The organism is Streptomyces sp. JL2001 (assembly GCF_050917515.1).
GTDB lineage: Bacteria > Actinomycetota > Actinomycetes > Streptomycetales > Streptomycetaceae > Streptomyces.
Genome location: NZ_CP169421.1, coordinates 3,638,461 through 3,662,985, shown reverse-complemented (window position 1 = coordinate 3,662,985; position 24,525 = coordinate 3,638,461). Strand labels below are relative to the sequence as shown.

The 24,525-nt window shown below is 71.5% G+C and carries 25 protein-coding genes; 9 read left to right on the top strand and 16 right to left on the bottom strand.

Annotated features, from left to right (window positions below):
- Positions 1-37: 37 nt before the first annotated feature.
- From ACE1OA_RS16240 to ACE1OA_RS16225, 4 genes are all read right to left on the bottom strand, one after another.
- The gene (locus ACE1OA_RS16240; RefSeq protein WP_384875676.1) at positions 38-712 is read right to left on the bottom strand and encodes a response regulator; all 675 of its coding nucleotides are present in this window, start codon (positions 710-712) and stop codon (positions 38-40) included.
- On the bottom strand, positions 709-1,968 hold the full coding sequence (locus ACE1OA_RS16235; RefSeq protein WP_386541362.1) for a sensor histidine kinase: 1,260 nt from the start codon (positions 1,966-1,968) through the stop codon (positions 709-711). Before ACE1OA_RS16235 ends, ACE1OA_RS16240 begins: the two co-directional genes overlap by 4 nt.
- Positions 1,969-2,067: 99 nt before the next feature.
- Entirely contained in the window at positions 2,068-2,844 is a 777-nt protein-coding gene (locus ACE1OA_RS16230; RefSeq protein WP_386541357.1) for an ABC transporter permease, read from the bottom strand.
- The gene (locus tag ACE1OA_RS16225; RefSeq protein ID WP_432752957.1) at positions 2,841-3,743 is read right to left on the bottom strand and encodes an ATP-binding cassette domain-containing protein; all 903 of its coding nucleotides are present in this window, start codon (positions 3,741-3,743) and stop codon (positions 2,841-2,843) included. The genes ACE1OA_RS16230 and ACE1OA_RS16225 overlap by 4 nt, the downstream gene beginning before the upstream one ends.
- A gap of 147 nt (positions 3,744-3,890) precedes the next feature.
- Here ACE1OA_RS16225 and ACE1OA_RS16220 point away from each other — a divergent pair, with 147 nt between their 5' ends.
- Positions 3,891-4,445, top strand: coding sequence for a GNAT family N-acetyltransferase (locus tag ACE1OA_RS16220; RefSeq protein ID WP_384875671.1), 555 nt, complete (start codon positions 3,891-3,893; stop codon positions 4,443-4,445).
- Positions 4,446-4,568: 123 nt separating this feature from the next.
- Positions 4,569-6,290 (top strand): protein kinase domain-containing protein, encoded by a 1,722-nt coding sequence (locus ACE1OA_RS16215; protein ID WP_432752956.1) that lies wholly within the window; start codon positions 4,569-4,571, stop codon positions 6,288-6,290.
- On the opposite strand, the gene ACE1OA_RS16210 is transcribed toward ACE1OA_RS16215, so the two are convergent.
- From ACE1OA_RS16210 to ACE1OA_RS16185, 6 genes are all read right to left on the bottom strand, one after another.
- Positions 6,280-7,911, bottom strand: coding sequence for a type VI secretion protein (locus ACE1OA_RS16210; protein WP_432752955.1), 1,632 nt, complete (start codon positions 7,909-7,911; stop codon positions 6,280-6,282). The two genes, ACE1OA_RS16215 and ACE1OA_RS16210, sit on opposite strands and share 11 nt — an antisense overlap.
- A 1-nt stretch (position 7,912) precedes the next feature.
- Positions 7,913-9,325 (bottom strand): ATP-binding protein, encoded by a 1,413-nt coding sequence (locus ACE1OA_RS16205; RefSeq protein WP_432752954.1) that lies wholly within the window; start codon positions 9,323-9,325, stop codon positions 7,913-7,915.
- A gap of 20 nt (positions 9,326-9,345) precedes the next feature.
- Positions 9,346-10,899, bottom strand: coding sequence for an SCO6880 family protein (locus ACE1OA_RS16200; RefSeq protein ID WP_356609837.1), 1,554 nt, complete (start codon positions 10,897-10,899; stop codon positions 9,346-9,348).
- Positions 10,896-12,221: a hypothetical protein gene (locus tag ACE1OA_RS16195; protein WP_432752953.1), complete on the bottom strand. Its 1,326-nt coding sequence runs from the start codon at positions 12,219-12,221 to the stop codon at positions 10,896-10,898. The genes ACE1OA_RS16200 and ACE1OA_RS16195 overlap by 4 nt, the downstream gene beginning before the upstream one ends.
- The gene (locus tag ACE1OA_RS16190; protein ID WP_356609841.1) at positions 12,211-13,050 is read right to left on the bottom strand and encodes a hypothetical protein; all 840 of its coding nucleotides are present in this window, start codon (positions 13,048-13,050) and stop codon (positions 12,211-12,213) included. The genes ACE1OA_RS16195 and ACE1OA_RS16190 overlap by 11 nt, the downstream gene beginning before the upstream one ends.
- A 104-nt stretch (positions 13,051-13,154) precedes the next feature.
- Entirely contained in the window at positions 13,155-13,463 is a 309-nt protein-coding gene (locus ACE1OA_RS16185) for a hypothetical protein (protein ID WP_024757447.1), read from the bottom strand.
- Positions 13,464-14,904: 1,441 nt separating this feature from the next.
- On the opposite strand from ACE1OA_RS16185, the gene ACE1OA_RS16180 reads away from it, so the two are divergent.
- Complete coding sequence (locus ACE1OA_RS16180) at positions 14,905-15,345, top strand: hypothetical protein (protein WP_432752952.1); 441 nt, start codon at positions 14,905-14,907, stop codon at positions 15,343-15,345.
- Positions 15,346-15,359: 14 nt separating this feature from the next.
- Here the strand turns inward: ACE1OA_RS16180 and ACE1OA_RS16175 are convergent, their stop codons facing one another.
- Positions 15,360-15,581, bottom strand: coding sequence for a hypothetical protein (locus ACE1OA_RS16175; RefSeq protein WP_432752951.1), 222 nt, complete (start codon positions 15,579-15,581; stop codon positions 15,360-15,362).
- A 93-nt stretch (positions 15,582-15,674) separates the two neighbouring features.
- Between ACE1OA_RS16175 and ACE1OA_RS16170 the strand changes: the two genes are divergently transcribed.
- Together ACE1OA_RS16170 and ACE1OA_RS16165 are read left to right on the top strand one after the other, a co-directional pair.
- Positions 15,675-16,703 (top strand): NlpC/P60 family protein, encoded by a 1,029-nt coding sequence (locus tag ACE1OA_RS16170; protein ID WP_384870325.1) that lies wholly within the window; start codon positions 15,675-15,677, stop codon positions 16,701-16,703.
- 192 nt (positions 16,704-16,895) lie between these two features.
- Positions 16,896-17,606, top strand: coding sequence for a phosphatase PAP2 family protein (locus ACE1OA_RS16165; RefSeq protein ID WP_432752950.1), 711 nt, complete (start codon positions 16,896-16,898; stop codon positions 17,604-17,606).
- Between the two features lie 80 nt (positions 17,607-17,686).
- On the opposite strand, the gene ACE1OA_RS16160 is transcribed toward ACE1OA_RS16165, so the two are convergent.
- Positions 17,687-17,860: a hypothetical protein gene (locus tag ACE1OA_RS16160; RefSeq protein ID WP_356607269.1), complete on the bottom strand. Its 174-nt coding sequence runs from the start codon at positions 17,858-17,860 to the stop codon at positions 17,687-17,689.
- Between the two features lie 130 nt (positions 17,861-17,990).
- Here ACE1OA_RS16160 and ACE1OA_RS16155 point away from each other — a divergent pair, with 130 nt between their 5' ends.
- Positions 17,991-18,818, top strand: coding sequence for a hypothetical protein (locus ACE1OA_RS16155; protein ID WP_356607267.1), 828 nt, complete (start codon positions 17,991-17,993; stop codon positions 18,816-18,818).
- 192 nt (positions 18,819-19,010) lie between these two features.
- A complete protein-coding gene (locus ACE1OA_RS16150; RefSeq protein ID WP_384870229.1) occupies positions 19,011-19,199 on the top strand; it encodes a hypothetical protein in 189 nt (62 codons plus the stop codon).
- Positions 19,200-19,292: 93 nt separating this feature from the next.
- Here the strand turns inward: ACE1OA_RS16150 and ACE1OA_RS16145 are convergent, their stop codons facing one another.
- Positions 19,293-19,640, bottom strand: a complete 348-nt coding sequence (locus tag ACE1OA_RS16145; RefSeq protein WP_356607263.1) for a metal-sensitive transcriptional regulator — start codon at positions 19,638-19,640, stop codon at positions 19,293-19,295.
- Positions 19,641-19,833: 193 nt separating this feature from the next.
- On the opposite strand from ACE1OA_RS16145, the gene ACE1OA_RS16140 reads away from it, so the two are divergent.
- Together ACE1OA_RS16140 and ACE1OA_RS16135 are read left to right on the top strand one after the other, a co-directional pair.
- Entirely contained in the window at positions 19,834-20,454 is a 621-nt protein-coding gene (locus tag ACE1OA_RS16140; RefSeq protein ID WP_147978626.1) for a DUF47 domain-containing protein, read from the top strand.
- 6 nt (positions 20,455-20,460) lie between these two features.
- Entirely contained in the window at positions 20,461-21,459 is a 999-nt protein-coding gene (locus ACE1OA_RS16135) for an inorganic phosphate transporter (protein ID WP_356607261.1), read from the top strand.
- A 177-nt stretch (positions 21,460-21,636) separates the two neighbouring features.
- Here ACE1OA_RS16135 and pstB read toward each other — a convergent pair whose 3' ends face one another.
- Genes pstB through pstC form a run of 3 tightly spaced genes read right to left on the bottom strand, consistent with a single transcriptional unit; the run spans position 21,637 to position 24,498 of the window.
- Positions 21,637-22,413 (bottom strand): phosphate ABC transporter ATP-binding protein PstB, encoded by a 777-nt coding sequence (pstB, locus tag ACE1OA_RS16130; protein WP_147978624.1) that lies wholly within the window; start codon positions 22,411-22,413, stop codon positions 21,637-21,639.
- A 28-nt stretch (positions 22,414-22,441) separates the two neighbouring features.
- Positions 22,442-23,524, bottom strand: a complete 1,083-nt coding sequence (gene pstA / locus ACE1OA_RS16125) for a phosphate ABC transporter permease PstA (protein WP_356607257.1) — start codon at positions 23,522-23,524, stop codon at positions 22,442-22,444.
- A complete protein-coding gene (gene pstC / locus ACE1OA_RS16120; RefSeq protein ID WP_356607255.1) occupies positions 23,521-24,498 on the bottom strand; it encodes a phosphate ABC transporter permease subunit PstC in 978 nt (325 codons plus the stop codon). Before pstC ends, pstA begins: the two co-directional genes overlap by 4 nt.
- Positions 24,499-24,525 lie beyond the last annotated feature (27 nt).

The window sequence follows — 24,525 nt, the reverse complement described above, 5'->3', positions numbered from 1 at the left end:
CCGTGGCGGGTCCGGGCACCCGCAGGACCCGGCATTCCTACGCGGGTGACACCAGCTGGGTGTCGTACGCGAGGATCACCGCCTGCACGCGGTCGCGGGCACCGGTCTTCGCCAGGATGCGGCTCACATGGGTCTTCACCGTGGACTCCGCGAGATGGAGACGGCCGGCGATCTCCGTGTTCGTCCAGCCCTGCCCGATGACGGTGAGGATCTCCCGTTCCCGTTCCGTCAGGGAGGCCAGCCGCGGATCCGGCGGCGGAGGCGTCGACCGGGAGCCCGGTGGGGCGGGCAGGTGCTGGACGTAGGCGTCCAGCAGCCGCCGGGTGAGGCTCGGGGCCACCACCGCGTCGCCGCTCGCGACCGCCCGGACGCCCGCCAGGAGCTCTTCCGGCTGGGCGTCCTTGACGAGGAACCCGCTGGCGCCGGCGCGCAGGCCGTCGTAGGCGTACTCGTCCAGGTCGAAGGTGGTGACGATCAGGACCCGGGTGCGGGCTCCCGAGGCGATGATGCGGCGGGTCGCCTCGATGCCGTCGAGGCCCGGCATCCGGATGTCCATCAGCACCACGTCCGGGTGGAAGCGGTCCACCAGCCGGACCGCCTCGGTGCCGTTCGCCGCCTCCCCCACGACCGTCATGTCGTCCTGGCTCTCCAACAGCATGCGGAAGCCGAAGCGTTGCATCGCCTGGTCGTCCGCGATGAGCACGGTGGTCACGAGGGGGAGCCCTCCAGGGGGAGTCGGAGCAGGATGCGCCAGCCGCCGGCCGGCAGCGGGCCGGCTTCGAGTGTGCCGTCGTAGAGGGCCGCCCGCTCGCGCATTCCCGTCAGGCCCTGCCCGGTGCCCGGGACTGCGGGTCCGCCCGTCCCCGAATCCGTCACCTCCACCGCCAGTTCCCCTTCCCCGTACGTCAGGAGCACCGATGCCGTCGCCCCCGCGCCCGCGTGGCGGAGGGTGTTGGTCAACGCCTCCTGGACACAGCGGTAGACGGTCAGTTGGGCGCCCGCGGACAGAGGCAGGGTCCCCCGGCCGGGGGCGCCGGCGGTGACGACCCGTACCGGAAGCCCCGCGTCCCTCACTCCGGCGAGCAGGGTGTCGAGGTCGGCCAGCGAGGGCTGCGGATCGCGGACGGCGTCCGGTCCGGTCGCCGGGTCCTCGCGCAGTACCCCCAGCAGGCGACGGAGTTCGGCGAGGGCCTCCCGGCTCGTCGTCCCGATCGCGTCCAGGGCCTGGGCGGCTCGCTCGGGGCTCTTCGCCGCCGCGTACCGGCCGCCGTCCGCGAGGCCGGTGATGACGGACAGGTTGTGGCCGATGATGTCGTGCATCTCCCGCGCGATCCGGGTGCGTTCGGCCGCCGCGGCGAGCCGGGCCTGCTGGTCGCGTTCCACCTCCAGCCGACGGGCCCGTTCGACCAGCCCCTCCGTGTAGTCCTTCCGCGAACGGACCGCGATGCCGAGCAGCGCGACCATCGCGTACGTCGTCAGGGTCGGGAGGACGTGCTGGTCCCAGCTGCCCTGCGGGTGGCGGATCGCGAGGAGCACCAGTGGGGGGACGACCACGGCGGGGGTCAGGGCCAGCGAGCGCAGCGGCAGCCGCAGCGCGACGTGGAAGACCACGATCAGCTGGAGGTACGCGGCCTGGAGGGCGGCGCCGGACCAGGAGTTGACCAGCGCCACACACGCCATCAGCAGCAATACGGGCATCGGACGGCTCCGCCGCCACAGCAGCGGTACGGCGAAGCCCAGGCTCATCGCCACCACCAGCCGGACCGGGACGGACGGGTCGCGGGCGATGGTCCGCCAGCCGCCCGCCGCGTCCGTGAGGGCGGCGACCGTCCAGAAGCCCGTGAGGGCGAGGTCCCAGACCCGGGGGCGGCGCGCGTCGAAGACCCGTACCCGGGCCGCCTGGTTCTGGAGGTAGCGGCTGAGCGGCGGGGCGTCCGTGCCGTCCCCCGGGTCCGTGCCGTCCTGCATGCCCGAGCTGCCTCCTGGGATGCCTTCCGGCTCGATGGTCACTCGGTCATCCTCATACGTCCGCCTCCTCGGCGACACCCTCGAACGTCGCCCGTGCCCTCAGACGTCCCGGCGGCGCAGCAGCACCGCGGGGACGGCGAGCGCCGCCGCGGCCCACAGGCACAGGGCCGGCAGCGCGGCGCCGGGAGCCGCCGCGCCGGGCATCGGGGTGGCCGAGCCGAGGGCTCCGGCGGCCTGGGTGGGGAAGTACTTCACCGCCGTCTCCACGGCCTCGTACGGCAGGATGCCGAGGATCTCGGGCAGCACCATCACCCCGCCGATGAAGGCACCCAGGGCGCCGGGCACCGAGCGCAGGGCGGCCCCGAGGCCGAGGGCGATCAGCGCGAGCAGCGTGACCCCCGCGGCGTTGCCCGCGACGGCGGCCAGGACACCGTCGTCCGTCAGGGAGGCGGCCTGGTCGGTGTCGGACAGGAAGACCTGGGCGACCTCGAACGTGACCAGGGCCGTCACCAGGGACACGGTGAAGGCGACCCCCGTGAACACCGCGGCCTTCGCCCACAGCACCGGCAGCCGGCGGGGCACGGCGGTCAGCGAGGCGCGGATCAGGCCCGTCGCGTACTCGCCGGCCGTGACCAGGATCCCGAGGACCGCGAGGCAGATCCCGCTGAGCTGGGAGCCGTAGAGCGAGAGGACCACGGTGTCCACGTCGGAGTCGCCGCCGCCGGAGGTGTAGGTGGCGCCCATGAGGACGCCGACGCCGAGCAGCAGCACGACGGCCAGGGCGAGCGTGGTCCACGTGGAGCGCAGGGTCCGGAGCTTGTGCCATTCCGCGCGCAGGACGCGGGCCGGGGTGATGCCGTACACGGAGGCGGTCATGCCGTGGCTCCCTGGTATTCGACGGAGTCGTGGGTGAGGTCCATGAACGCCTGCTCGAGGGAGGCGGTCTGCGGTGTCAGCTCGTACAGCGGCACCCCGTGGGCGGCGGCGGTGCGGCCGATGCGGGAGGCGTCGACGTCGCTGACGCGGAGGGTGTCGGGCGCCTCCGTGACGATCCGCGCGCCGGGCAGGAGCCCGCGCAGCCGCTCCGCCTCCGGGGTGACGACCCGGACCGAGGCGCCGCCCGATTCCCGCACGAGCGCGGCGACGCTCGTGTCGGCGAGGAGGCGGCCCTTGCCGATGACGATCAGGTGGTCGGCGGTCAGCGCCATCTCGCTCATCAGGTGGGAGGAGACGAGCACCGTACGGCCCTCGGCGGCCAGCGACCTGAGGAGCGTACGGATCCACCGCACGCCCTCCGGGTCCAGGCCGTTGACCGGCTCGTCCAGGATGATCGTGCCGGGGTCCCCGAGCAGGGCCGCGGCGATGCCGAGCCGCTGGCCCATGCCGAGCGAGAAGCCCTTGACGCGGGTGCCGGCGACCTCGTTCAGTCCGGTGAGGCCGAGGACGTGCTCCACGCGGGAGCGGGGGATCCCGTGGGTGAGGGCGAGCGCCGTCAGATGGTGGAAGGCGGAGCGCCCCGGATGGAGGGAGCGGGCTTCCAGCAGGGCCCCGACCTCGGTGAGCGGCGCGGGATGGTCGGCGTAGGCCCGGCCGCCGACGGTGACCCGTCCGCGGGTCGGGGCGTCGAGGCCGAGGAGCATCCGCAGGGTCGTGGACTTGCCGGCGCCGTTGGGGCCGAGGAAGCCGGTGACGGTGCCCGGGTGGACGGTGAAGCCGAGGTCACGGACGACGGTCCGGTCGCCGTACCGCTTGGTGAGTTCTTCAGCTCGGATCATGTCCACGACGCTAGGCACCGCGCCCCGCCGGAACGTCCGCCCGCGGTCGGGCAGCCGCCCGGCCGCGTAGTACCGCGGTACGAGGGAGGGCCCGACGGGGCGTATATGCGCTTGTCAGCGCGATGCGGCCGTCGCGAGGATGGGCGCATGGACTATTCGATACGCACGATCCGCGCCGACGAGTGGGAGAAGACCCGCGAGATCCGGCTGGCCGCCCTGCGGGACCCGGTGGCGCACATCGCCTTCCTCGACACCCACGAGGCCGCGTCCGAGCGCCCCGACTCCTTCTGGCAGGAGCGGGCCGAGGGGGCTTCCGAGAGCGGGACGAGCGTGCGCCAGTTCGTGGCCGAGGCGCCGGACGGCACCTGGGCGGGCACGATCTCGGTCCTGGTCGAGCGGCCCTCGGACGAGGTCCGCTTCGGTGAGGCGGCCACCGTCGACCAGACGCACATCGTGGGGGTCTACGTACGGCCGGAGGCGCGCGGGACGGGACTGACCGAGGAACTCTTCCGGGCGGGCGTCGAGTGGTCCTGGTCGCTGCCGGAACCGAGGATCGAGCGGGTCCGGCTGTACGTCCACGAGGACAACGCCCGGGCAGCGGCCTTCTACCGGCGGTTCGGCTTCGTCGCGACCGGCGCGCGGGTGGCCGTCCCGGGGGACGAGTCCGCGCAGGAGCTGGAGTACGAGCTGCGCCGGCCCTGACGCGTGTCCGGCGCCCCGGCCCGGGCAGGTCCCTCCTGCGGTCGTGGTGGCGAAAACCCGGCTGGAAAGGCCGCGACCTGCCAGGCTTGGGTGCGAGCGACACCGTGCGAACTCGGGGGAAGCGTGCAGGATTTGACGCCGGAGGATCCGGCCGCGATCGGACCGTACCGGCTGACCGCCCGGCTCGGTGAGGGCGGGATGGGGCAGGTGTTCCTGGGGGAGTCGGTCAGCGGCCGGCGGGTCGCGGTGAAGGTGGTGCGGCCCCACCTGGCCACCGACCCCGGCTTCCGGCACCGATTCCGGCGGGAGATCGAGGCCGCCCGCACGGTCGGCGGCTTCTGGACGGCGCCGGTCGTGGACGCGGACCCGGAGGCGGCGATGCCCTGGGTCGCGAGCGCCTACATCGAGGCGCCGGACCTCGGACAGCTGGTCGTGGACGAGGGACCGCTGCCCGAGGGGGAGTTACGGCGCCTGGCCGCAGGCCTGGCCGAGGCGCTGGAGGCGGTCCATCGCGCCGGTCTCGTCCACCGCGACCTCAAGCCGTCGAACGTGCTGGTCACCGGGGACGGGCCACGGGTCATCGACTTCGGCATCTCCAAGGCACTGGAGGGCGCCACGGCGCTGACCGGGACGGGGCTGGTGGTCGGCACGCCCGGGTTCATGTCGCCGGAGCAGGCGACGGGGGCGAAGGTCGGGGCCGCGAGCGACCTCTTCTCGCTGGGCGCGGTACTGGCGTTCGCGGCGACGGGCGCGGGCCCGTTCGGCGCGGGGAGCGTGCCTGCGCTGCTGTACCGGGTGGTCCACGACGCGCCGCAGCTCGACGGGGTGCCGGAGACGCTCCGGGGGCTGGTCACGCTCTGCCTGGCGAAGGAGCCGGAACGCCGGCCCACGGCGGCGGAGCTGCTCGAACTGCTCAGCGCGGGCGGGGCCATGGCTCGCCCGGCGGGTGGCACGCGGCGGGTGGCGGCGCGGACCGGGCCGGAGGCCGTGGGCGGGGGGCCGGAGCCCGCGGACAAGGTGCCCGAGGACGCGGCCCCGCCCGTACGGCCCTCGTCGGGAACGCCCGACCCGAGGGCGGTGCACCTGCCCGCCGCGAAGAACGTGCCGGAACCCGCCTCCGCGCCCGTTGCCGGGCGGGCTTCCGCGCCGCCGGCCGCCGAGCCCGCCGCGAAGCCCGCCACGGAGCCCCGGTCGGCGCCGCCCGCCCGGGCCGTGGCGGAGGGCAGGCCCGTGACCCCGGCCTCCGCCGGGCGCGCGGCGGGCCGCCGACGCCCCGCCGCTCCTGCGGTCGGGCGCGCCGCCGACCGTCCGCCCGCGGCCGGGCCCGCCGCCGGGGTGGCCGTGCACTGCGGGAAGCCCGTCCGGAGCCCGGGCAACCGGGCGCTGCTGTACGGGGCGCCCGCGGTCTTCGTCGCCGGACTGCTGCTCGGGCTCTTCCAGGGCTCGTTCGTGCTGGTGGTCACGGCCTTCCTCGTGGCCCTCGCGATGGCCGGCTTCGGGTCCCGGCTCGGGACGGACGAGACCGTCGTGCGCGTGGACGCGAGCGGACTCTCGGTCACCCGGGGCTCTTTCCGGTGGCGTGCGGGCTGGTCCGTCGTGGACGCCGTGTCCGTGGTGCCACGTGGAACCGCCCGCGACGAATGGCTCCTGCTGGGTGTCGTGCGGGGCAGGGCGGCGACCTCGCTGCCCCAGGCCTTCCGGGGGCGGTCGGGCAGCGGCGCGGTACGCGTCCCGCTCGGCTTCGCCGACGCGGCGGCCGCGCGGTCGGCGCTCCGTCCGCTGCACACCGCACTCGGCAGGCAGGCCGGGACCGTCTACACGCCCGACCGGGAGTTCAGGAGCTGAGGGTCTCCTCCGGCCAGCGCGCCCGCGCCTGCTCCTGGGAGCGGAGCAGGACCAGGGCGGGCAGGCCCTGGGCCTGGCCGTGCGCCAGCAGTTCCGGAAGCCGGGGAAGGGGGGCCACCGCGGCGACGTCGTCGAGGACGAGCGTCATTGGTGGGTCGAGCCGACCGTCGGATGACCGTGCGGCCATGCGGCGGCCGTGCTCGACCACGCTCGCGGTGAAAGCGGTCAGCAGGGGCATCGCGCCGGGTCGGGTGCGCGGGTCCTCGATCGGTTCGCCCACCACATAGAGGGTGCCCCCTTCGTCGACGAAAGATTCCAAGGTCAGGGAATCCGTTCGATGGGGGGTGCAGGCGTCCCGGATGTGGATCGACGACAGCGAGGACAGCGCACGGGCCGTCAGCTGCTGTGCCATCTCGCGGCGTTCGGGGTGGGCGGTGAGCGCGGACTCCAGGAGTCCGGCGTGACCGGAGCCGGCCTTGGCGTGCGTCCTGAGGATCCGTACGGGTTCATGCGCGCCCGCGCCCTGGGCCCAGCGGTGGACCTGCTTGAACGGGCGGCCGTCGATCGCGGCGGCGTGCAGCCAGCAGCGCAGGAGCGTTTCCGCGGTGTCGGCGACCGCGGCGTCGAGCCGGGACGGCGGGCGGACGGGGGCGAGCAGCGCGACCGCGCGTTCCCGGGCCATCTCCGGGTCCTCGCAGCGGTCGGTGGGAGACCAGTGGAGCCGGGCCGGGGTGTCGCACAGGTGGCCGGGGTCGTAGACGAGAACGGGGCCGAGCTTGCCGCGGGCGTCCTTGGTGTCGGCCCACACGGTGGGGTCGGAGGTGACGACGAGCGCGGGCCCCTCGGCGTCCTGGACGGCCTGGAGGACCGTGGGGCGGCGGGTCGCGGGGGGTCCGTAGAGCAGGCGCGGGGCGCGGGGCGAGGGAAGCCCGGGCAGGACGGGCCCGGCCTGCGCCGCCGCCCCGAGCGGGTCGTGCCCGGTCACCGGGGCTCCGGGCACCCGGGCCGGAGCGGGGGTGACGGTCCCGAGGGCCCCGCCACCCGGAACGGCGGCCTCGACCGGCCCGGTGACGAGCGGCGGCGGGGGCCCGGCGGGGGATTCCCCGACGGTGTCCGGCCGCTCGAAGGCGAGCGGCGCCTCATCGCCGGCCCGCGTCACCGCGCCGCCCTGCGTCGGCTCGGCGTCGGCCTCCACACCGGGCGCGGCCTCGGGCGAGACCCGGCGGCGTGCCGTGGCCGAGGCGGGGTGCCTGGCGCCGTACGGGCTCCGCCTGTCCTCCCGTACCGCCCGCCAGCGCGCCAGCGTCCCCACGACGAACACCGTGAGAACCGCGAGCACCATCAGCTCACTGATGAGGACGCCCCAGAACAGGCCGTACCCCGACAGCGCGCCCGGCGGGGTCTCCGGCCACGCGGCCGCCAGGTCCTGCGGCCGGCCGACCAGCGAGCGGACGGCCAGCGGGGTCCTGGTGAAGGTGACCCCGGCCGGCCAGGCGCCCTGCGAGAACAGGGCGGACAGACCGGTCGCCGTCCACACCAGCAGGATCAGACTGAGCAGGAACCCCAGAAGCCCCACCAACAGCCCGTCGGGCACGCCGCCTTCCCGTCGCTCCCCGGTCATCTCACGCCACCGTGGACTCGGAGGGGCTGTTCAGCTGCCGTTCCATCAGGGCGGCCCGTTGCTCCGCCTCCCATTCGGCGGCCTGGATGTCCTCCGGCAGGTCGTGGAGCGGCGCCGACTCCGTCATGGCGCGGTCGGTGTAGACGAGCGGCCGTTCCTTCTCCGTGATGAGGTGCTTGACCACCTGCACGTTGCCGTTGACGTCCCACACGGCGATGCCGGGCGTCAGGGTCGGGATGATCTCGACCGCCCAGCGCGGCAGACCGAGGACCCGGCCCGTCGATCTGGCCTCGTCGGCCTTCTGGGCGTAGATCGTCCTGGTCGAGGCCATCTTCAGGATCGCCGCCGCCTCCCGGGCCGCCGCTCCGTCGACGACGTCCGAGAGATGGTGCACCACCGCCACGAAGGACAGGCCGAGGCGTCGCCCGAACTTCAGCAGCCGCTGGAACAGCTGCGCCACGAACGGGCTGTTGATGATGTGCCAGGCTTCCTCGACCAGGAAGATGCGCTTCTTCCGGTCGGGGCGGATCCAGGTGTGCTCCAGCCAGACGCCGACGATCGCCATGAGGATCGGCATGGCGATCGAGTTGCGGTCGATGTGGGACAGGTCGAAGACGATCAGCGGCGCGTCGAGGTCGATGCCGACGGTCGTGGGACCGTCGAACATGCCGCGCAGGTCGCCGTCGACCAGCCGGTCGAGGACGAGCGCCACGTCCAGGCCCCAGGCCCGCACGTCGTCTATGTCGACGTTCATCGCCTCCGCCGACTCCGCCTTCGGATGCCGCAGTTGCTCGACGATGTCGGTGAGGATCGGCTGGCGGTCGGTGATGTGCTCGTTGACGAAGGCGTGCGCGACCTTGAGCGCGAACCCGGAACGCTCGTCCAGGCCGTGCCCCATCGCGACCTCGATGATCGTACGGAGCAGGGCGAGCTGCCCCGTCGTGGTGATCGACGGGTCGAGCGGGTTGAGCCGGATGCCGGCGTCGTTGGCGACCATCGGGTCGAGGCGGATGGGGGTTATCCCCAGCTCCTGCGCGATGAGGTTCCACTCGCCGACACCGTCCTCGCCCTGGGCGTCGAGGACGACCACCTGACGGTCACGGAAGCGCAGCTGGCGCAGGACGTACGTCTTCTCCAGCGCCGACTTGCCGTTGCCGGACTCGCCGAGCACCAGCCAGTGGGGGGCCGGGAGCTGCTGCCCGTACAGCTGGAAGGGGTCGTAGATGTACCCCTTGCCGCTGTACACCTCACGGCCGATGATGACGCCGGAGTCGCCGAGGCCGGGGGCGGCGGTGGGCAGGTAGACGGCCTGGGCCTGTCCGGTCGAGGTGCGCACGGGCAGCCGCGTGGTCTCCACCTTCCCGAAGAGGAAGGAGGTGAACGCTTCGGTCAGGGCGGTCAACGGATCTCGCATGTGCACGGGCCCCTTAGCGGCTAGCGGCGGATGCCGGTCGCGAACGGCAACGTGTTCACAAAGGCCCGGTGGTGCTCGCGGTCGCACCACTCCAGCTTCAGATACGACTTGCCGGCGGAGGCCCTGATCGTGCGCTTGTCCCTGGCCAGGGCCTCGGGCGAACGCGCCGACACAGTGATGTACCCGACGAGGTTGACGCCCGCCGCGCCACTGGCGAGATCTTCACCCCGCTGGTCGAGCCGGCCGTGCGCGGCGATGTCGCGCGGGTCGACGGTGCGGTTCATCTTGGCCTGGCGCGAGGCCTCCGCCTCGTCGTTGGTCTTCTCCGTGAGCATGCGCTCGATGGCGACCTCGGTGGGCTCCAGGTCCATCGTCACCGCGACCGTGCGGATCACGTCGGGCGTGTGGACCAGCAGCGGGGCGAGGAAGTTGACGCCGACCGGGGTCATCGGCCACTCCTTCACCCAGGCCGTGGCATGGCACCAGGGCGCGCGGGTGGAGGACTCACGGGTCTTCGCCTGGAGGTACGTCGGCTCCATCGCGTCCAGCTCGGCCGGCCAGGCGTTGCGCTTGGTCATCGCCTGGATGTGGTCGATGGGGTGGTCCGGGTCGTACATGGAGTGCACGAGCGAGGCCAGCCGGGACTGCCCGAGGGGCTGGCGTACGCGGATGTCCGCCTCGGCGAGCCGCGCGCAGATGTCGGTGAGCTCGCGGGCCATGACGACGGCGAGACCGGCGTCGCGGTCCAGCTTGCGGGCGCCGGACGCGTGCCGGGCGGCCCGCGCCATGGCGTTGGCCTCGGCGGCCAGGTCCCGGGTGAAGTGCATGCACGCGACGAGATAGGCGCGGTGCTGCTCGCTGGAGGTGGAGACCATCGACTGCAGCTGGTCGTACGACTCCCGGAGCCACTCGGGCGCGTGCGCGTCACCGCGCTGGCCGACGTCCTTGGCGTGCGCGTCGGGGTCGGCGGGCAGGGTGCGGGCGAGCATCTGGAGACGGGTGACGAAGCCGTCCCCGTTGGCGACGTGCTTCAGCAGCGTGCCGAAACGGTCCACCAGTGCTTCCTGGTCCTCGCTGTCGCGCAGTCCGACGCCGGGGCCCTCGATCTCGATGGCGGCGGTGACGGTCCGGCGGTCGGCGTGGAGGAGAACGGCGATCTCGTCGGGCCCGAAGGGCGCGGCCAGCCAGTTGATCCGGCCGATGCCGGGCGGCGGCCCGACCTCGACCTCCCGCCCGTCGAGCCGGGTGCCGGCCTCGACGGCGGCGGACCGGTAGGCCGTACCGCGCTTGAGCGACCGCTTGTAACTGCGGTTGATCTCGAACCACTTGTAGAAGGTCCGGTGCTTGTACGGCACGTACACGGCGGCGAGGGCCAGCATCGGGAAGCCGGTGAGCAGCACGATCCGCAGGGTGAGGGCGGGGACGAGGAGTCCGCTCATCATGCCGAGGAACGCCCCGGCGATGATCAGGGCGATCTCGCCGGTCTCGCGGTTCTTGCCGACGATCGCGTTCGGCCGGGCACGGCCGATGAGATACGTGCGGCGGGGCGTGACCGGCTGGGACTGGGTCGTCAACGCCCTCCACCTCCAGAGTTCTTGCGGTTGCTGTGCGGTGTGCCTGCGGTGGGACTGGTGCTGCTACGCGGCGGGGGTGCGGCGGAGGGGACAGATCCGCCGCCGCCCCCGCGGCTGCTGTGGGCGGCGACGCCGCCTGCCAGGGGGTTGGCGGGACGGGCGGCACCCGCGTTCCCGCCACCGCCGCCCTGACCGCCGTCGCTGCGTGTGCTGTGGGTCTTGATGCCCTGCGACACGAGCGAGGCGGGGGAGGAGATGACGGCGGCGGCCGCGTTCTCACCGGCGCGGTGGAGCCGGTTGTTGCGCGAGGCGACGATCTCGTCACCGAAGCCGGGCACGAAGCGGTAGATCATCGCCGAGGCGAAGATCGCCAGCAGGATGATCGCGAGCCCGGACACGACCGCCGAGAACGAGTCGGGTCCGGTCCCGGAGGACAGCGCGCCGGCGAGCCCGAGGACGATCACGATGACCGGCTTCACCAGGATGACCGCGATCATGATCCCGGCCCAGCGGCGGACGTGCCCCCACATGTTCTTGTCGACGAGCCCCGCGTACACGACGACGCCGAGGAGGGCGCCGACGTAGAGCAGGACGGCCCGCAGGAACAGCTCCAGGTACAGCACGCCGGCGGCCAGCACCGTCACCAGGGACACGATGATCAGCATGATCGGCCCGCCGCCGATGCTGTCGCCCTTCTGCAGGGCCTGCTTGAAGCTCCCGAAGAAGACGTCGGTCTGCTGCCCGGTACCGGACGCGATCACCTCGGTGACGGCGTCGGTGGCGTTGACGACCGTGTACAGGATGAGCGGCGTGAACGCGGACGCCAGGACGGTCAGCCACAGGAACCCGATGGCCTCGGAGATCGCCGTGGTGAGCGGCACCCCGCGGATGGCGCGCTTGGCCACGGCGAGGAGCCAGAGGAGCAGCGTGAGGACGGTGGCGGCGGCGAAGACGATGGCGTAGCGGGCGAGGAACTCGGTGTTGGTGAAGTCGACGTCGGCGGTCTCCTTCACCGCCTTGGAGAGCGTGTCGACGATGGACACGGCGGCATCGGCACACCCCCGCGCGAGCGAGGCGAGGGGGTCGAGGGCGGTGGTGGGGTCGTCGAGGCGGGCGTTGGGGGAACGGGAGCCGGATTCACCGTTCTGGCAGTAGTCGCGGGCGGGGCCGCGAATCAGGTCACAGGGGTTGTTGCTCGCGCTGGGACTCGGCGTGGGTGTCGGCGCGGCGAACGCCCGGGCAGACACGAGGATGGCAAACGCCTGCGCTCCAACGGTCAGTGCTGAAAGCGCAAGGACTCGTCGAGATCGGTTAGCGGGCATAGGTGAACCCTCCGAACTGGTCAACGGCGTCTGCCATTTCAGTCGCACTGGATGCGGCCTGGTCGCGGGCCACCGGTACGGGGCCGTCCTTCTGCTGGAAGTCGGCCACCTTCCAGTCGCCGTTGACCCATCTGAGCTGATACGTCGTCGTGTACCAGGACTCGGACACGGGGTTCTGCGACCCCTCGCCCGCCAAACCGAACAACGACGAGAACCAGACGGAGACGGACGCCTGGTCGCCGTTGTAGTCCTCGACCTTCGAGCCGACGGGAATGACGCGTGAAATGAACGTCAGTCCGCTTGGGGCCCTGCCGTCCGCTTCGAGCCCGATGCGAGTCAGGAAGCCCTTGTCGGAGTGGACCTTGTCGAGATCGCTCCGCCTCGCCGCGGCGATGTCCGGGGCGTACACGGCATCCACGATCGCGTGGCGACGCGATGTGTCGAACATGTCGGCTGAACCGAGCGGAACGGAGTAGTTCACCGCCGCGCTCTGCGCCCCCTGCTGGTCGTGGGCGAAGCCCGCGGGGATCTGGCCGTTCTTGCCCGTCACCGGTCGTACGCCCGTCGCCGACGTCGGCGCGCCGGAGCCCGGGCCCTTACCGGTGGACGTGTCAGGGGAATCCGCGCCCTCGTTGCTGCCGCGGTTGGCGAAGGCGATCGCCGCGACCAGCAGGACCACCACACCCACCACGGTGATGAGCGACCGCGAGCTGCGCGCCGCCGGGCGCCGGGCGCCCTCGTACACGTCGCCGCTGCCGCCCTCGGGCAGGCGGGTACGGGTCTGGCCCGAACCGCCGCCGAAGCCGTCGTTCTCGTCGCCGAGACTCATGACGGGTACGCCCCCTCAACCGTTCGCGGGTACGACACAAGCCGTGCTGGTCTCCGCGCAGGCGCGGTGTGGTGACTGGACATCAGGGAGTGCGTCCTCGGTGGTTAGACGGCCATCCCGTACACGATGGTGAAGAGCGTCCCCAGTGACCCGATGATGAAGACCCCGGTGAGGCCGGCCACGATGAGGCCCTTGCCCTGCTCGGCACTGAACGTGTCCCGGAGGGCGGTCGCGCCGATGCGCTGCTTGGCCGCACCCCAGATGGCGATGCCGAGGCAGAGCAGGATGGCCACGGCCATCACGACCTCGATCATCACCTTGGCCTCATTGCCCAGGCTCCCGAAAGGCCCCCAGTTAGGGGCGATTCCACCGATGATGGTGGTGATGTCGCCCTTCTCGGCCGCCAGGTACATGTAACTCACCGCCCCTGTTGGGTAGTTCGTTGCCCCTGCCTGATCGCATGGGGCATCGCCCTATCTTCGCTGATGAAACCGCCCGCGTGTGACGGCTTGGCGGCTCTCTTTACCCGATCCCCGCACATTTGACCGAACCGACCGCGTTGACCTGCGACGGCGCGACCGGTTGTATGCGAAGAAGCGTATGGTCACTCTGTGTATCACGGAGGGTGACTCCGGGCAATGATTGTCGTTGTTGCACTCTTGGGGTGGTTGCGACGCGCGTAGGCGCTGGTGGAGGGGGTCTTGGGGGGTGCGGGTCCTGGCGCCTGGGGCTGGCCGGTCTTGGGTGGCTTCTGGTGGTTGGCCGCCCTCTCTCCGAGTGTGGCAGCCGGGTCCGTGCCCTCAAGGGCGCTCCTTCGTCGCGTCGCTGCGCGATGGGCTGCGCCCACCCTTGACCGCCCGGCCCCGGCTGCCTTTTCACACTCGGAGGGCGGCCCGGGGAGGGGCATCCGCTCCGGGGACCGGTCCCTCTCGGGCGCCGTCGGCGTCCGACAGCTTTTGGGGTGGCTTCCCGCACCCATTGAATGGGGTGACGCGGCGGCGCTTAGCGGCAATCCGTCGTGTCTTGGCGGAGATTCATGCCCCGCTGGTCATTCTCCGGTGGGGGTGAAGCCGAATCCGGAGCCGTCATCGCCAGTTCGGGCCATGGGCCGGGGGTCGCGCGGGGCGGCGGGTCGCGCGGATCCCATCTGCCCCAGCAGTCCCATCGGCAATCCGGGATCGGCTGCTCAATGACGCTACGGCGTACATTAAGCCCGCCGAGAGTCCGATATGAGCGTGAAGTCCCTTATTCCGTCCGGGTTACCGCAAGTAATGTACGCGCTAGCGTCATCCGGGGAGGGGGATGGAACCCCCCGCCGCCGAAGACGGGCCCGGACTGGATGGCGGCCGGCTCGAGACGTCACCCCTTCCAAGTCCTCCTCGGATCCGGCTTCACCCACCACCGGAGAATGACCAGCGGGGCATGAATCCCAGCCGGGAATCGAGTGGCATTCGCTAAGCCGTGCCCGACCGCCCCATTCAATGACTGCGGGAAGCCACCCCAAAAGCCGACGGCCGCCGACGGCGCCCGGGGCACCCCGGCCCCCCCGCCTGGGCCCATCCCCCCGGGCCGCCCTCCGAGTGTGAAAAGGCGGGTGGAGGCGACGGGTCAAGGGTGGGCGCAGCCCATCGCGCAGCGACGCGACGAGGAACGAGGAGCGCCCTTGAAGCGGCGCCGTAACCCGCCACACTCGGAGAGAGGGCGGCCAACCACCAGAAGCCACCGAGGCACCCGGGCCCCAAGACCCCGAAGGACCCCCACCCCCCAAGCGCCCCCCCACCTGAGTACCCCACCCTCCCCAGGTGAGTAGCCGTCCCGAGGCCCCCGCCCCCGCCGCCGCTGTCTCATGGGGACATGACCACCCCTCAGCCCGCGACCGCGACCGCCACCCGGACCCCCACGCCCACCCCCACCCCCGCTCCGCCCCGGGCGTGGCGGGTGCCGGCGCCGCAGCCCGGGGATCGGGACGGGAACGCCTGTGTGCCGGCCGCGGCCGCCGCCGCCGTCGCCTTCGTGACGCACGTCTTCTGGGTCCTGGTGGTCGGCTTCTCCGTCATGGCCACGGACGGTTGCGGACCCGACGACTGCGCGGCCGGTGTCGTGGGCCCGCTGACCGTCATGTACGTCGCCTACTACGCCATCTACGTCGTCACGCCGCTCGCCCTCGTCGCCTCGCTCGTCCTGCCCTGGCGTCGGCGCTGGCGCCGTACCCGCGTGCGGCTCGCCCTCCTGGCGCTCCTCCCGCAGGCGGTCGTCGTCGTGAGCCTCGCGGCCCTGCTGGTCTTCGGTGACTAAGGAGCAGGTCCGCGTCACCCCTGGCGGCGCGGCGCGTGGAAACCCGTGCAGCCGAAGACCTTCCAGCTCGACCGGTCCTCGTTCTCGGCGAGGTAGGCGACCACCGTCCAGTCGCCGGGTGCCGAGGTGACCTCGGGGGCCTTCGCGAAGTCCTTCGGGTACGGGAGGCCGCGCGCCGTGGAGGCGAGGCGGTGGCGGGTGGATCTCCGGAGGGGCGTTCCGCGGATCCGGGACACTTGCGTTCCGTCCTCTTCGTCCTGCTCCCCGGCGGCGGCCCGCCGCCTAGACTTGTCCGTGGTGGACTGCCGAAATCCTAGGGGTGGTTGACGGTGCGTAAGGCGCGCAGGGCGTGGCTGGTGGCCGGTGGGGCCGTCGGGGTGTGCCTCAGTTTCGTCGCCCTGCTCGTCGTCGGGACGTACTCCGCCGCCGCCGGTCTCCTCGGCGGGGCGGGCAGCGGGGTCAACGGGACCGTCGCGCTCGCCAAGGGGGCGGTGCCGGCCGCGTACCAGGGGCTGGTGCAGAAGTGGGGGAACCTCTGCCCGGCCATCAATCCGGCGCTGCTCGCCGCGCAGCTCTACCAGGAGAGCGGCTGGAACCCGCGGATCGTCTCGCCCGCCAACGCCATGGGCATCGCGCAGTTCATCCCCGGCACGTGGGCCGGGCACGGCATCGACGGGGACGGGGACGGGGACCGGGACGTCTGGGACCCGAAGGACGCGATCCCGTCGGCGGCCTCGTACGACTGCGAGCTCGCGGGGTACGTGCGGAAGGTGCCCGGTGACGCGACGAACAACATGCTGGCCGCCTACAACGCGGGCGCGTACCGCGTCATAAAGTCCGGTGGTGTTCCGCGGATCAGCGAGACGCAGAACTACGTCCGGATCATCCGGTCCCTGGAGAAGAGCTTCGCGCGGCCGGTCGGCCGGGTCGAGCCCTCGCGTCAGGCCGCGAGTGCCATCTACTACGCCCAGCAGAAGCTGGGCACGCCCTATCTCTGGGGTGGTACGGGAACGGCCGCGCAGAATGGCCGATTCGACTGCTCCGGGCTGACCCAGGCCGCGTACCTCTCGGTCGGGATCCAGCTGCCGCGGGTGGCCAACGACCAGTACAACGCCGGGCCGCATCCGTCCCGCGACGAGCTGCTGCCGGGCGATCTCGTGTTCTTCTCCGACGATCTCACCAACTCCCGTGCCATCAGGCACGTCGGCATCTACGTCGGTGGCGGCTATATGATCGACGCTCCGCGTACGGGGGCCGTGATCCGGTTCGACAAGATCGACACGCCGGACTACTTCGGGGCGACCCGGGTCACCAAGGACGGTGCGGCCGCACTGCCGACACACCTCCCCCAGGTGTGACGCGAAGTCGGCCCACCTGGCTGGAACTCTTCGGAAGACACAGGCCCTGAGCTGCGGCGACGTGTCACTCTTCGGTAACGTCGGAGTGATCGTCAGGGAAGAGCGGAACGCATGCCTCAGGCGGTTCGTTCCCGATCCGACCGCCCATGGTCGAACGGTCGACTCACGTGACAAGGCAAGGGGCCGCTGCAGATGGCTGGACTCGCATCGGACGGTTCGAACCCCGATGTCGGCCTGCTCTACGACATCAACGGGCTGGCTAAGGACGCGCCGCCGTGGTTCGACCGCGTCATGGAGTTCGTCGGCGAGTACGGGATCATGCTCGGGCTCGTCCTCGTCGCGCTCTGGTGCTGGTGGAGCATCCGCCGGCGTGCGGCCCTGACCGACGCCGTCGCCGGTGTCGCCGCGCTGGTCTGGGCGCCGCTCGCGGCCGGTGTGGCCCTGCTGGTCAACATCCCGATCCGCGGGTTCGTCGAACGGCCCCGGCCCTTCAACGACCACCAGGGTCTCGAGGTCCTCGTCCACGGGAAGACCGACTTCTCCTTCGTGAGCGACCACGCCACGATGGCGATGGCCATCGGCGTGGGACTCTTCGTCGCCCACCGCAGGCTCGGTCTGGTCGCCATCGCGCTGGCCTTCACCGAGGCCTTCTGCCGGGTCTACATGGGCGTGCACTACCCGACCGACGTGATCGGCGGTCTCGCTCTCGGTACGGCGGTGACGCTGCTCCTCGCCCCGCTCGCGCACGCCCTGCTGACGCCGGTCGTGTCCGCGATCGCCCGCTCCGGGGCCGGCGCCCGGCTGGTCAGGTCGCGCCGCGTCGCCGCGCGCGGTCCGGTGCCCGAGGCGCTGGACATCCCCGAGCCCCGGCTCGGCTCCGGCGAGAACGACCTGGCGGCGTAGGTCCCGCCCGCCCGGTCCGGTGTGATCGACGAGACATCCCTTGGAGCCCCTCCCCGCCCGGCGGGTGTGGGGCTCCGTCGTCAGGGGGTGCCGTCCGCCGGTACGCCGTCCGGCGCGGTGGCGTGGGCCGCCGCGTCCGTGCGGGCCCGCTCGCGCGAGCGGCGTGCCGGGCCCCTCCATCCGCAGCTGCACCGGGCTGTCGCGAACGAGCCGCGTTCCGTGGTGGTCGTCTCGTGGGGGGCCTGCTCATGCACGTGTCCACCGTACTGCGCGTGACGGGGGGCCGGGGCCGTCGTTATCCGGATGGGTTCTCACCAGGCCTTCGGGGCCAGAGGAGGGCGCGTCCCGGGCAATCGGCGTCACGGCGTTGGGGGTTGGCAGGCGATGGCGGAGCGGTACGGGCGGCTGTACGGACGCGGAGGCGGCGCGTGGGCCGTCGCGGCGACTCTGGTCGCGGGCGCGGCCACCGGAGGCTGTTCCGCTTCCGAGGACGCGAAGCCGGCCGGGGACCCGATGGCGACGGTGCGGGCGGCGGCAGAGGTGCTGGCGCGGGAGGGGACCTCCCGGGCGAGCACGTCGATGGAGATGGCGACCGGTGGGACCCGGGTGACGATCCGGGGCGAGGGCGGCTACGACTTCCGGCAGCGGACCGGCCGGCTCCAGGTCGTCCTGCCGAAGGACGCCGCGGGCACCAGCGAGCACCGGCCGATCACCGAACTGCTGGCCCCGGGCGCGCTCTACATGAAGAACCGCGGTGCGGGGGTCCCCGCGGACAAGTGGGTCCGGGTGGACACCACCGCGCTCGACGACGGCAACCTCGTCACGGGCGGGGCCACCGATCCGGCCGCCGCCGCCGAGCTGCTGCGCGGCGCGCAGCGGGTGACGTACGTCGGCGAGGTGGAGCTGGCGGGGGTGAAGGTCGGCCACTACCGCGGGGTCGCGGACATCGCGGCGGCCGCCCGGGTCGCCTCGCCGCAGATGAAGGGTGCGCTGACCGCGGCGGCGAAAGGGTTCGCCACGGACACCGTGCCCTTCGACGCGTACCTGGACTCCGAGGGCCGGCTCCGGAAGGTGCGGCACCAGTTCAGCTTCACCAACCAGGAGCGTACGGTCGCCGTCGCCTCGACGACGCTGCTGTACGGCTTCGGTACGCCGGTCGTCGTGAAGCTCCCGGAGCGGAAGGACATCTACGCAGGGAAGATCCAGGCGTAGGTCCGGTCGGTAAGGGGCCGCCGTTCTGCCGGGGCCGGGCCCGGGCGGGGCCCCGGCGGCGGGGTCCGGCGCGGTGTCGGGCGGCCGGGAGGGGGCCCCGGGCCACGGGCAAATGGTCCGGACGTGTCATGCGCGGTACGTGGCGCGCTCCCTACGCTGGGAGACCGACGCCGGCAGGAAGAGGTGAAGCGCGTGGCCCCGCCCAGTACCGCGATCGTGCCCCTTGACCAGGAGTGCGTCGCCCTCGCCGAGATCGAGCTGTGCGGCGAGCTGATCATCGCGGCGTCGGCCGCCGAGGGCGAGCGCCTGAGTCCGGACCGGATCGACGAGGTGCTGAGGGTCGCGGGCGGCCCGGCCGGCGGGGTCGACGGGGAGTGCTGACCGGACCGGGCCGGGTCGGTCCGGCGTCTGGTTCCGGCCAGGCGCGCGATCCTCCGGTCCCGGTCCTTCGGGTCTCCCGCCGGGGTCCGCGGGTCAGGTGCGGAGCATCCGGGCGATGGCCTTGGTGGCCTCCTCGACCTTCGCCTCGATCTCGTCGCCGCCCTTGAGGGCCGCGTCGGCCACGCAGTGGCGCAGGTGTTCCTCCAGGAGCTGGAGGGCGAAGGACTGCAGGGCCTTGGTGGACGCGGAGACCTGGGTGAGTATGTCGATGCAGTAGACGTCCTCGTCGACCATCCGCTGCAGGCCGCGGATCTGGCCCTCGATCCGGCGCAGCCGCTTGAGGTGCTCGTCCTTCTGCTTGTGGTAGCCGTGCACGCCGTGGTCGTGGTCCGTCGGCTCGGCGGTCTCGGGGGTGACCTCGGCCGCCTCGGTGGTCGTCATCGCGTCCTCCCGTTGTCCAGAAAGGGTAGTTATACCCCTCGTGGGTATATGGTACCGATCCCCGCCGGTCCGGGCGGGGGCCCGTGCAGATCACTGTGCCTGATGGGCGACACTGAAGGGACGCCGGTTAGCCGTGGCCGGATGATGCGCCTAGCATCAGCCTGACCGAAACCCAGCACCCCGAGGACCCCACGTGCGATTTCGTCTGACCCCCAGGGAGACGAGCTTCTACGACATGTTCGCCGCGTCCGCGGACAACATCGTCACGGGCTCGAAGCTCCTGATGGAACTGCTCGGAGCGGACACCTCCGCCCGGGCCGAGATCGCGGAGCGGATGCGGGCAGCGGAACACGCCGGTGACGACGCGACCCACGCCATCTTCCACCAGCTGAACTCCTCCTTCATCACGCCGTTCGACCGCGAGGACATCTACAACCTCGCGTCGTCCCTCGACGACATCATGGACTTCATGGAGGAGGCCGTCGACCTGGTCGTCCTCTACAACGTGGAGGAGCTTCCGAAGGGCGTCGAGCAGCAGATCGAGGTGCTGGCCCGCGCCGCGGAGCTGACCGCCGAGGCCATGCCGAACCTGCGGACGATGGCCAACCTCACGGAGTACTGGATCGAGGTCAACCGGCTCGAGAACCAGGCCGACCAGATCCACCGCAAGCTGCTCGCCCACCTCTTCAACGGCAAGTACGACGCCATCGAGGTGCTGAAGCTCAAGCAGATCGTGGATGTGCTGGAGGAGGCGGCCGACGCCTTCGAGCACGTGGCGAACACCGTGGAGACCATCGCGGTCAAGGAGTCCTGAGGCTTCGTGGACACCTTTGCGCTGATCGTGACCATCGGTGTCGCGCTCGGCTTCACGTATACGAACGGCTTCCACGACTCGGCCAACGCCATCGCGACCTCGGTCTCCACGCGGGCGCTGACCCCGCGGGCGGCGCTGGCGATGGCGGCGGTGATGAACCTCGCCGGTGCCTTCATGGGCAGCGGGGTCGCCAAGACCGTCAGTGAGGGTCTGATCGAGACGCCCACCGGCGACAAGGGGATGGGCATCCTCTTCGCCGCTCTCGTGGGCGCGATCATCTGGAACCTGGTCACCTGGTACTTCGGTCTGCCGTCCTCGTCCTCCCACGCCCTGTTCGGCGGCATGGTGGGCGCGGCGCTGGCGGGTGGCACGGAGGTGATCTGGTCGGGTGTGCTCGACAAGGTCGTCATCCCGATGTTCGTCTCGCCGGTGGTCGGCCTCGTGGTCGGCTACCTGGTCATGTGCGCGATCATGTGGATGTTCCGCAAGGCGAACCCGCACAAGGCGAAGCGCGGCTTCCGTATCGCCCAGACGGTGTCGGCGGCCGGCATGGCGCTCGGTCACGGTCTGCAGGACGCGCAGAAGACGATGGGCATCGTGGTGATGGCCCTGGTCATCGCCGACGTGCAGCAGTCGGGCGACGACATCCCGGTGTGGGTCAAGATCGCGTGTGCCGTGATGCTCTCGCTGGGAACGTACGCGGGTGGCTGGCGGATCATGCGGACGCTCGGCCGGAAGATCATCGAGCTGGACCCGCCGCAGGGTTTCGCGGCGGAGACGACGGGCGCGTCGATCATGTTCGGCTCGGCGTTCCTCTTCCACGCGCCGATCTCGACGACGCACGTCATCACCTCGGCGATCATGGGTGTCGGTGCGACGAAGCGCGTGAACGCGGTGCGCTGGGGTGTCGCGAAGAACATCGTCCTCGGCTGGTTCATCACGATGCCGGCCGCCGCGCTGGTGGCGGCGGCGAGCTACTACGTGGTGGCGCTGATCTTCGGCTAGGTCCCGCCCGGACAGGACCTGGGTCCTGCCCGGACAGGACCTGGACGCCGCTCTTCGGCAGGGCACCGCGGTCGCGGTACGACGCAAACGGGCCCGGCTCCCCTGTGGGGGAGCCGGGCCCTTCGTCGTGCGGTGGCACCGCCATGCAGCACCGCAGGACGGTCCTGGGGGAGCGGCCTATCCGAAGCGGCCCGAGATGTAGTCCTCGGTGGCCTGGACGCTCGGGTTGGAGAAGATGCGCTCGGTGTCGTCCAGCTCGATGAGCTTGCCCGGCTGGCCCACGGCCGCCAGGTTGAAGAAGGCCGTACGGTCGGAGACGCGTGCCGCCTGCTGCATGTTGTGCGTCACGATGACGATCGTGAAGCGCTCCTTGAGCTCGCCGATCAGGTCCTCGATGGCGAGGGTGGAGATCGGGTCGAGGGCGGAGCAGGGCTCGTCCATCAGCAGGACGTCGGGCTCGACCGCGATGGCGCGGGCGATGCACAGACGCTGCTGCTGGCCGCCGGAGAGGCCCGAGCCGGGCTTGTTCAGCCGGTCCTTGACCTCGTTCCAGAGGTTGGCGCCCTTGAGGGAGCGCTCGACGATGTCGCTGAGCTGGGACTTCCGGTACTTGCCGTTGAGCCGCAGGCCCGCCGCCACGTTGTCGAAGATCGACATGGTGGGGAAGGGGTTGGGGCGCTGGAAGACCATGCCGACGGTGCGGCGCACGGCGACGGGGTCGACGTGGGAGCCGTACAGGTTCTCGTCGTCCAGCATCACCTTGCCCTCGACGCGGCCGCCGGGGGTGACCTCGTGCATGCGGTTCAGGGTGCGCAGGAAGGTGGACTTGCCGCAGCCGGAGGGGCCGATGAAGGCCGTCACCGAGCGGGGCTCGACGGTCATGGAGATGTCGTCGATCGCCTTGTGGGCGCCGTAGTAGGCGGAGAGGCCGCTGACGTCGATTCGCTTGGCCATATCAATTCACTTCCAGAGGTGACCGCGGTCAGCGGCCGGTCTTCGGGGCCTTCCAGCGGGCGATGCCGCGGGCCACCAGGTTGAGGATCATGACGAAGGCGATCAGGACGAGCGCGGCGGCCCAGGCGCGGGCCACGGCGGCGTCGGTGCCGACCGCGTACTGCTCGTACACGTAGAGCGGCAGGGAGGACTGGGCGCCTTCGAAGGGGTTCGGGTTGATGAGCTTCGTACCGAACACGAGGAGCAGCACGGGGGCCGTCTCACCGGTGATGCGGGCGACCGCGAGCATGACGCCCGTGGTGATGCCGCCGATCGCGGTGGGCAGGACCACCTTCAGGATCGTGCGCCACTTCGGGATGCCGAGGGCGAGGGAGGCCTCGCGGAGCTCGTTGGGGACGAGCTTGAGCATCTCCTCGGTGGAGCGGACCACGACCGGCATCATCAGGATGGCGAGGGCCATCGCGCCGGCGAATCCGGAGGGCCCGAAGCCCAGCATCAGATTCCAGGTGGCGAGGATGAACAGGCCCGCGACGATCGAGGGGATGCCGGTCATCACGTCGACGAAGAAGGTGACGGCCTGGGCGAGCTTCCCGCCGCCGTACTCGACGAGGTAGACCGCGGTGAGCAGGCCGATCGGCGCGGCGATCAGGGTGGCGATGCCGACCTGCTCGATGGTGCCGAGGAGCGCGTGGTAGACGCCTCCGCCGGCCTCGGCGTCGAGGACGCCGTTCATCGAGTGGGAGAGGAAGTAGCCGTCGAGGACTTCCAGGCCCTTGCTGATGGTGACCCAGGCCAGGGAGAGCAGCGGGATGACGGCGAGGACGAAGCAGACCCAGACGAGGCTGGTCGCGACGCGGTCCTTGGCCTGGCGGCTGCCCTCGACCCGTGCGGTGATCGCGTAGGTGGCGAGGACGAAGAGCAGGGCGGCGACGAGGCCCCACTGGACGCGGCTGTGCCAGCCGGCGGCGAGTCCGATGCCGACGGCGGCGGCGATCGAGCCGACGGCGGTCGCGGCGGGCGTCCAGCGCGGGACGCGGGCGTGCTTGAGCGGGTCGTGCCGCACGGGGGTGGTGGTCACCGGCGGACGGTCCTGTATGGCGTGCTGGCTCATGCGGCTGCCCCCGAGTACTCCTTGCGGCGCGCGATGATCCACCGGGCGGCGCCGTTGACCAGCAGGGTGATGGCGAAGAGGACCAGGCCGGAGGCGATCAGGGCGTCCCGGCCGAACTCGTCGGCCTCGTTGAACTTCGCCGCGATGTTCTGGGCGAAGGTGCCGCCACCCGGGTCGAGCAGGTGGCCGGAGATGACGAAGCTGGGGGAGAGCACGACGGCGACGGCCATGGTCTCGCCGAGCGCGCGGCCCAGGCCCAGCATCGAGGCGGAGATGATGCCCGAGCGGCCGAAGGGGAGGACCGACATGCGGATGACCTCCCAGCGGGTGGCGCCGAGGGCGAGGGCGGCCTCTTCGTGCATCTTCGGGACCTGGAGGAAGACCTCACGGGTCACGTTGGTGATGATCGGCAGGATCATGATCGCCAGCAGGATGCCCACGGTGAAGAGGTTGCGGGCGACGCCGTCGCTGGACTTGTCGAAGATGTACGTCCAGCCCAGGTAGTCGTCGAGCCACTGGTTCAGGCCGCCGAGGTAGGGGACGAGGAAGATCGCGCCCCACAGGCCGTAGATGATGCTGGGCACGGCGGCGAGCAGGTCGACCACGTACGCGAGCGGCTTGGCCAGCCTGCGCGGCGCGTAGTGCGAGATGAACAGCGCGATGCCGATCGCGACCGGTACGGCGATGAGCATCGCGATGACCGACGAGACGACCGTGCCGAAGGCGAGGACGGCGATGCCGAAGACGGGCGGCCGGCCGGCCGGGTTCCACTCGGAGGTGGTGAGGAAGTTCGTGGAGTCCTCGGAGATCGCGAGGACGGCGCGGTAGGTGAGGAAGACCGCGATCGCGGCCATGATCACCAGCAGGGTGATGCCGGATCCGCGGGAGAGACCGAGGAAGATCCGGTCTCCGGGGCGGGTCGCGCTCCTGGCGCGCCGGCTCTTTCGTATGGGTGGTGTGGTCGTCGTAACCATCGGTCTCTCCGGTCTGCGGGGCCGGTA

Coding starts and splice junctions, on each gene's coding strand:
- ACE1OA_RS16210 (WP_432752955.1), bottom strand. CDS start 7,911: ATGACCGGGGAGCGACGGGAAGGCGGCGTGCCCGACGGGCTGTTGGTG.
- ACE1OA_RS16205 (WP_432752954.1), bottom strand. CDS start 9,325: ATGCGAGATCCGTTGACCGCCCTGACCGAAGCGTTCACCTCCTTCCTC.
- ACE1OA_RS16225 (WP_432752957.1), bottom strand. CDS start 3,743: ATGATCCGAGCTGAAGAACTCACCAAGCGGTACGGCGACCGGACCGTC.
- ACE1OA_RS16195 (WP_432752953.1), bottom strand. CDS start 12,221: ATGCCCGCTAACCGATCTCGACGAGTCCTTGCGCTTTCAGCACTGACC.
- ACE1OA_RS16220 (WP_384875671.1), top strand. CDS start 3,891: ATGGACTATTCGATACGCACGATCCGCGCCGACGAGTGGGAGAAGACC.
- ACE1OA_RS16230 (WP_386541357.1), bottom strand. CDS start 2,844: ATGACCGCCTCCGTGTACGGCATCACCCCGGCCCGCGTCCTGCGCGCG.
- pstA (WP_356607257.1), bottom strand. CDS start 23,524: ATGAGCCAGCACGCCATACAGGACCGTCCGCCGGTGACCACCACCCCC.
- ACE1OA_RS16145 (WP_356607263.1), bottom strand. CDS start 19,640: ATGACGACCACCGAGGCGGCCGAGGTCACCCCCGAGACCGCCGAGCCG.
- ACE1OA_RS16185 (WP_024757447.1), bottom strand. CDS start 13,463: ATGTACCTGGCGGCCGAGAAGGGCGACATCACCACCATCATCGGTGGA.
- ACE1OA_RS16155 (WP_356607267.1), top strand. CDS start 17,991: ATGGCGGAGCGGTACGGGCGGCTGTACGGACGCGGAGGCGGCGCGTGG.
- ACE1OA_RS16190 (WP_356609841.1), bottom strand. CDS start 13,050: ATGAGTCTCGGCGACGAGAACGACGGCTTCGGCGGCGGTTCGGGCCAG.
- ACE1OA_RS16180 (WP_432752952.1), top strand. CDS start 14,905: ATGACCACCCCTCAGCCCGCGACCGCGACCGCCACCCGGACCCCCACG.
- ACE1OA_RS16235 (WP_386541362.1), bottom strand. CDS start 1,968: ATGCAGGACGGCACGGACCCGGGGGACGGCACGGACGCCCCGCCGCTC.
- ACE1OA_RS16165 (WP_432752950.1), top strand. CDS start 16,896: ATGGCTGGACTCGCATCGGACGGTTCGAACCCCGATGTCGGCCTGCTC.
- pstB (WP_147978624.1), bottom strand. CDS start 22,413: ATGGCCAAGCGAATCGACGTCAGCGGCCTCTCCGCCTACTACGGCGCC.
- pstC (WP_356607255.1), bottom strand. CDS start 24,498: ATGGTTACGACGACCACACCACCCATACGAAAGAGCCGGCGCGCCAGG.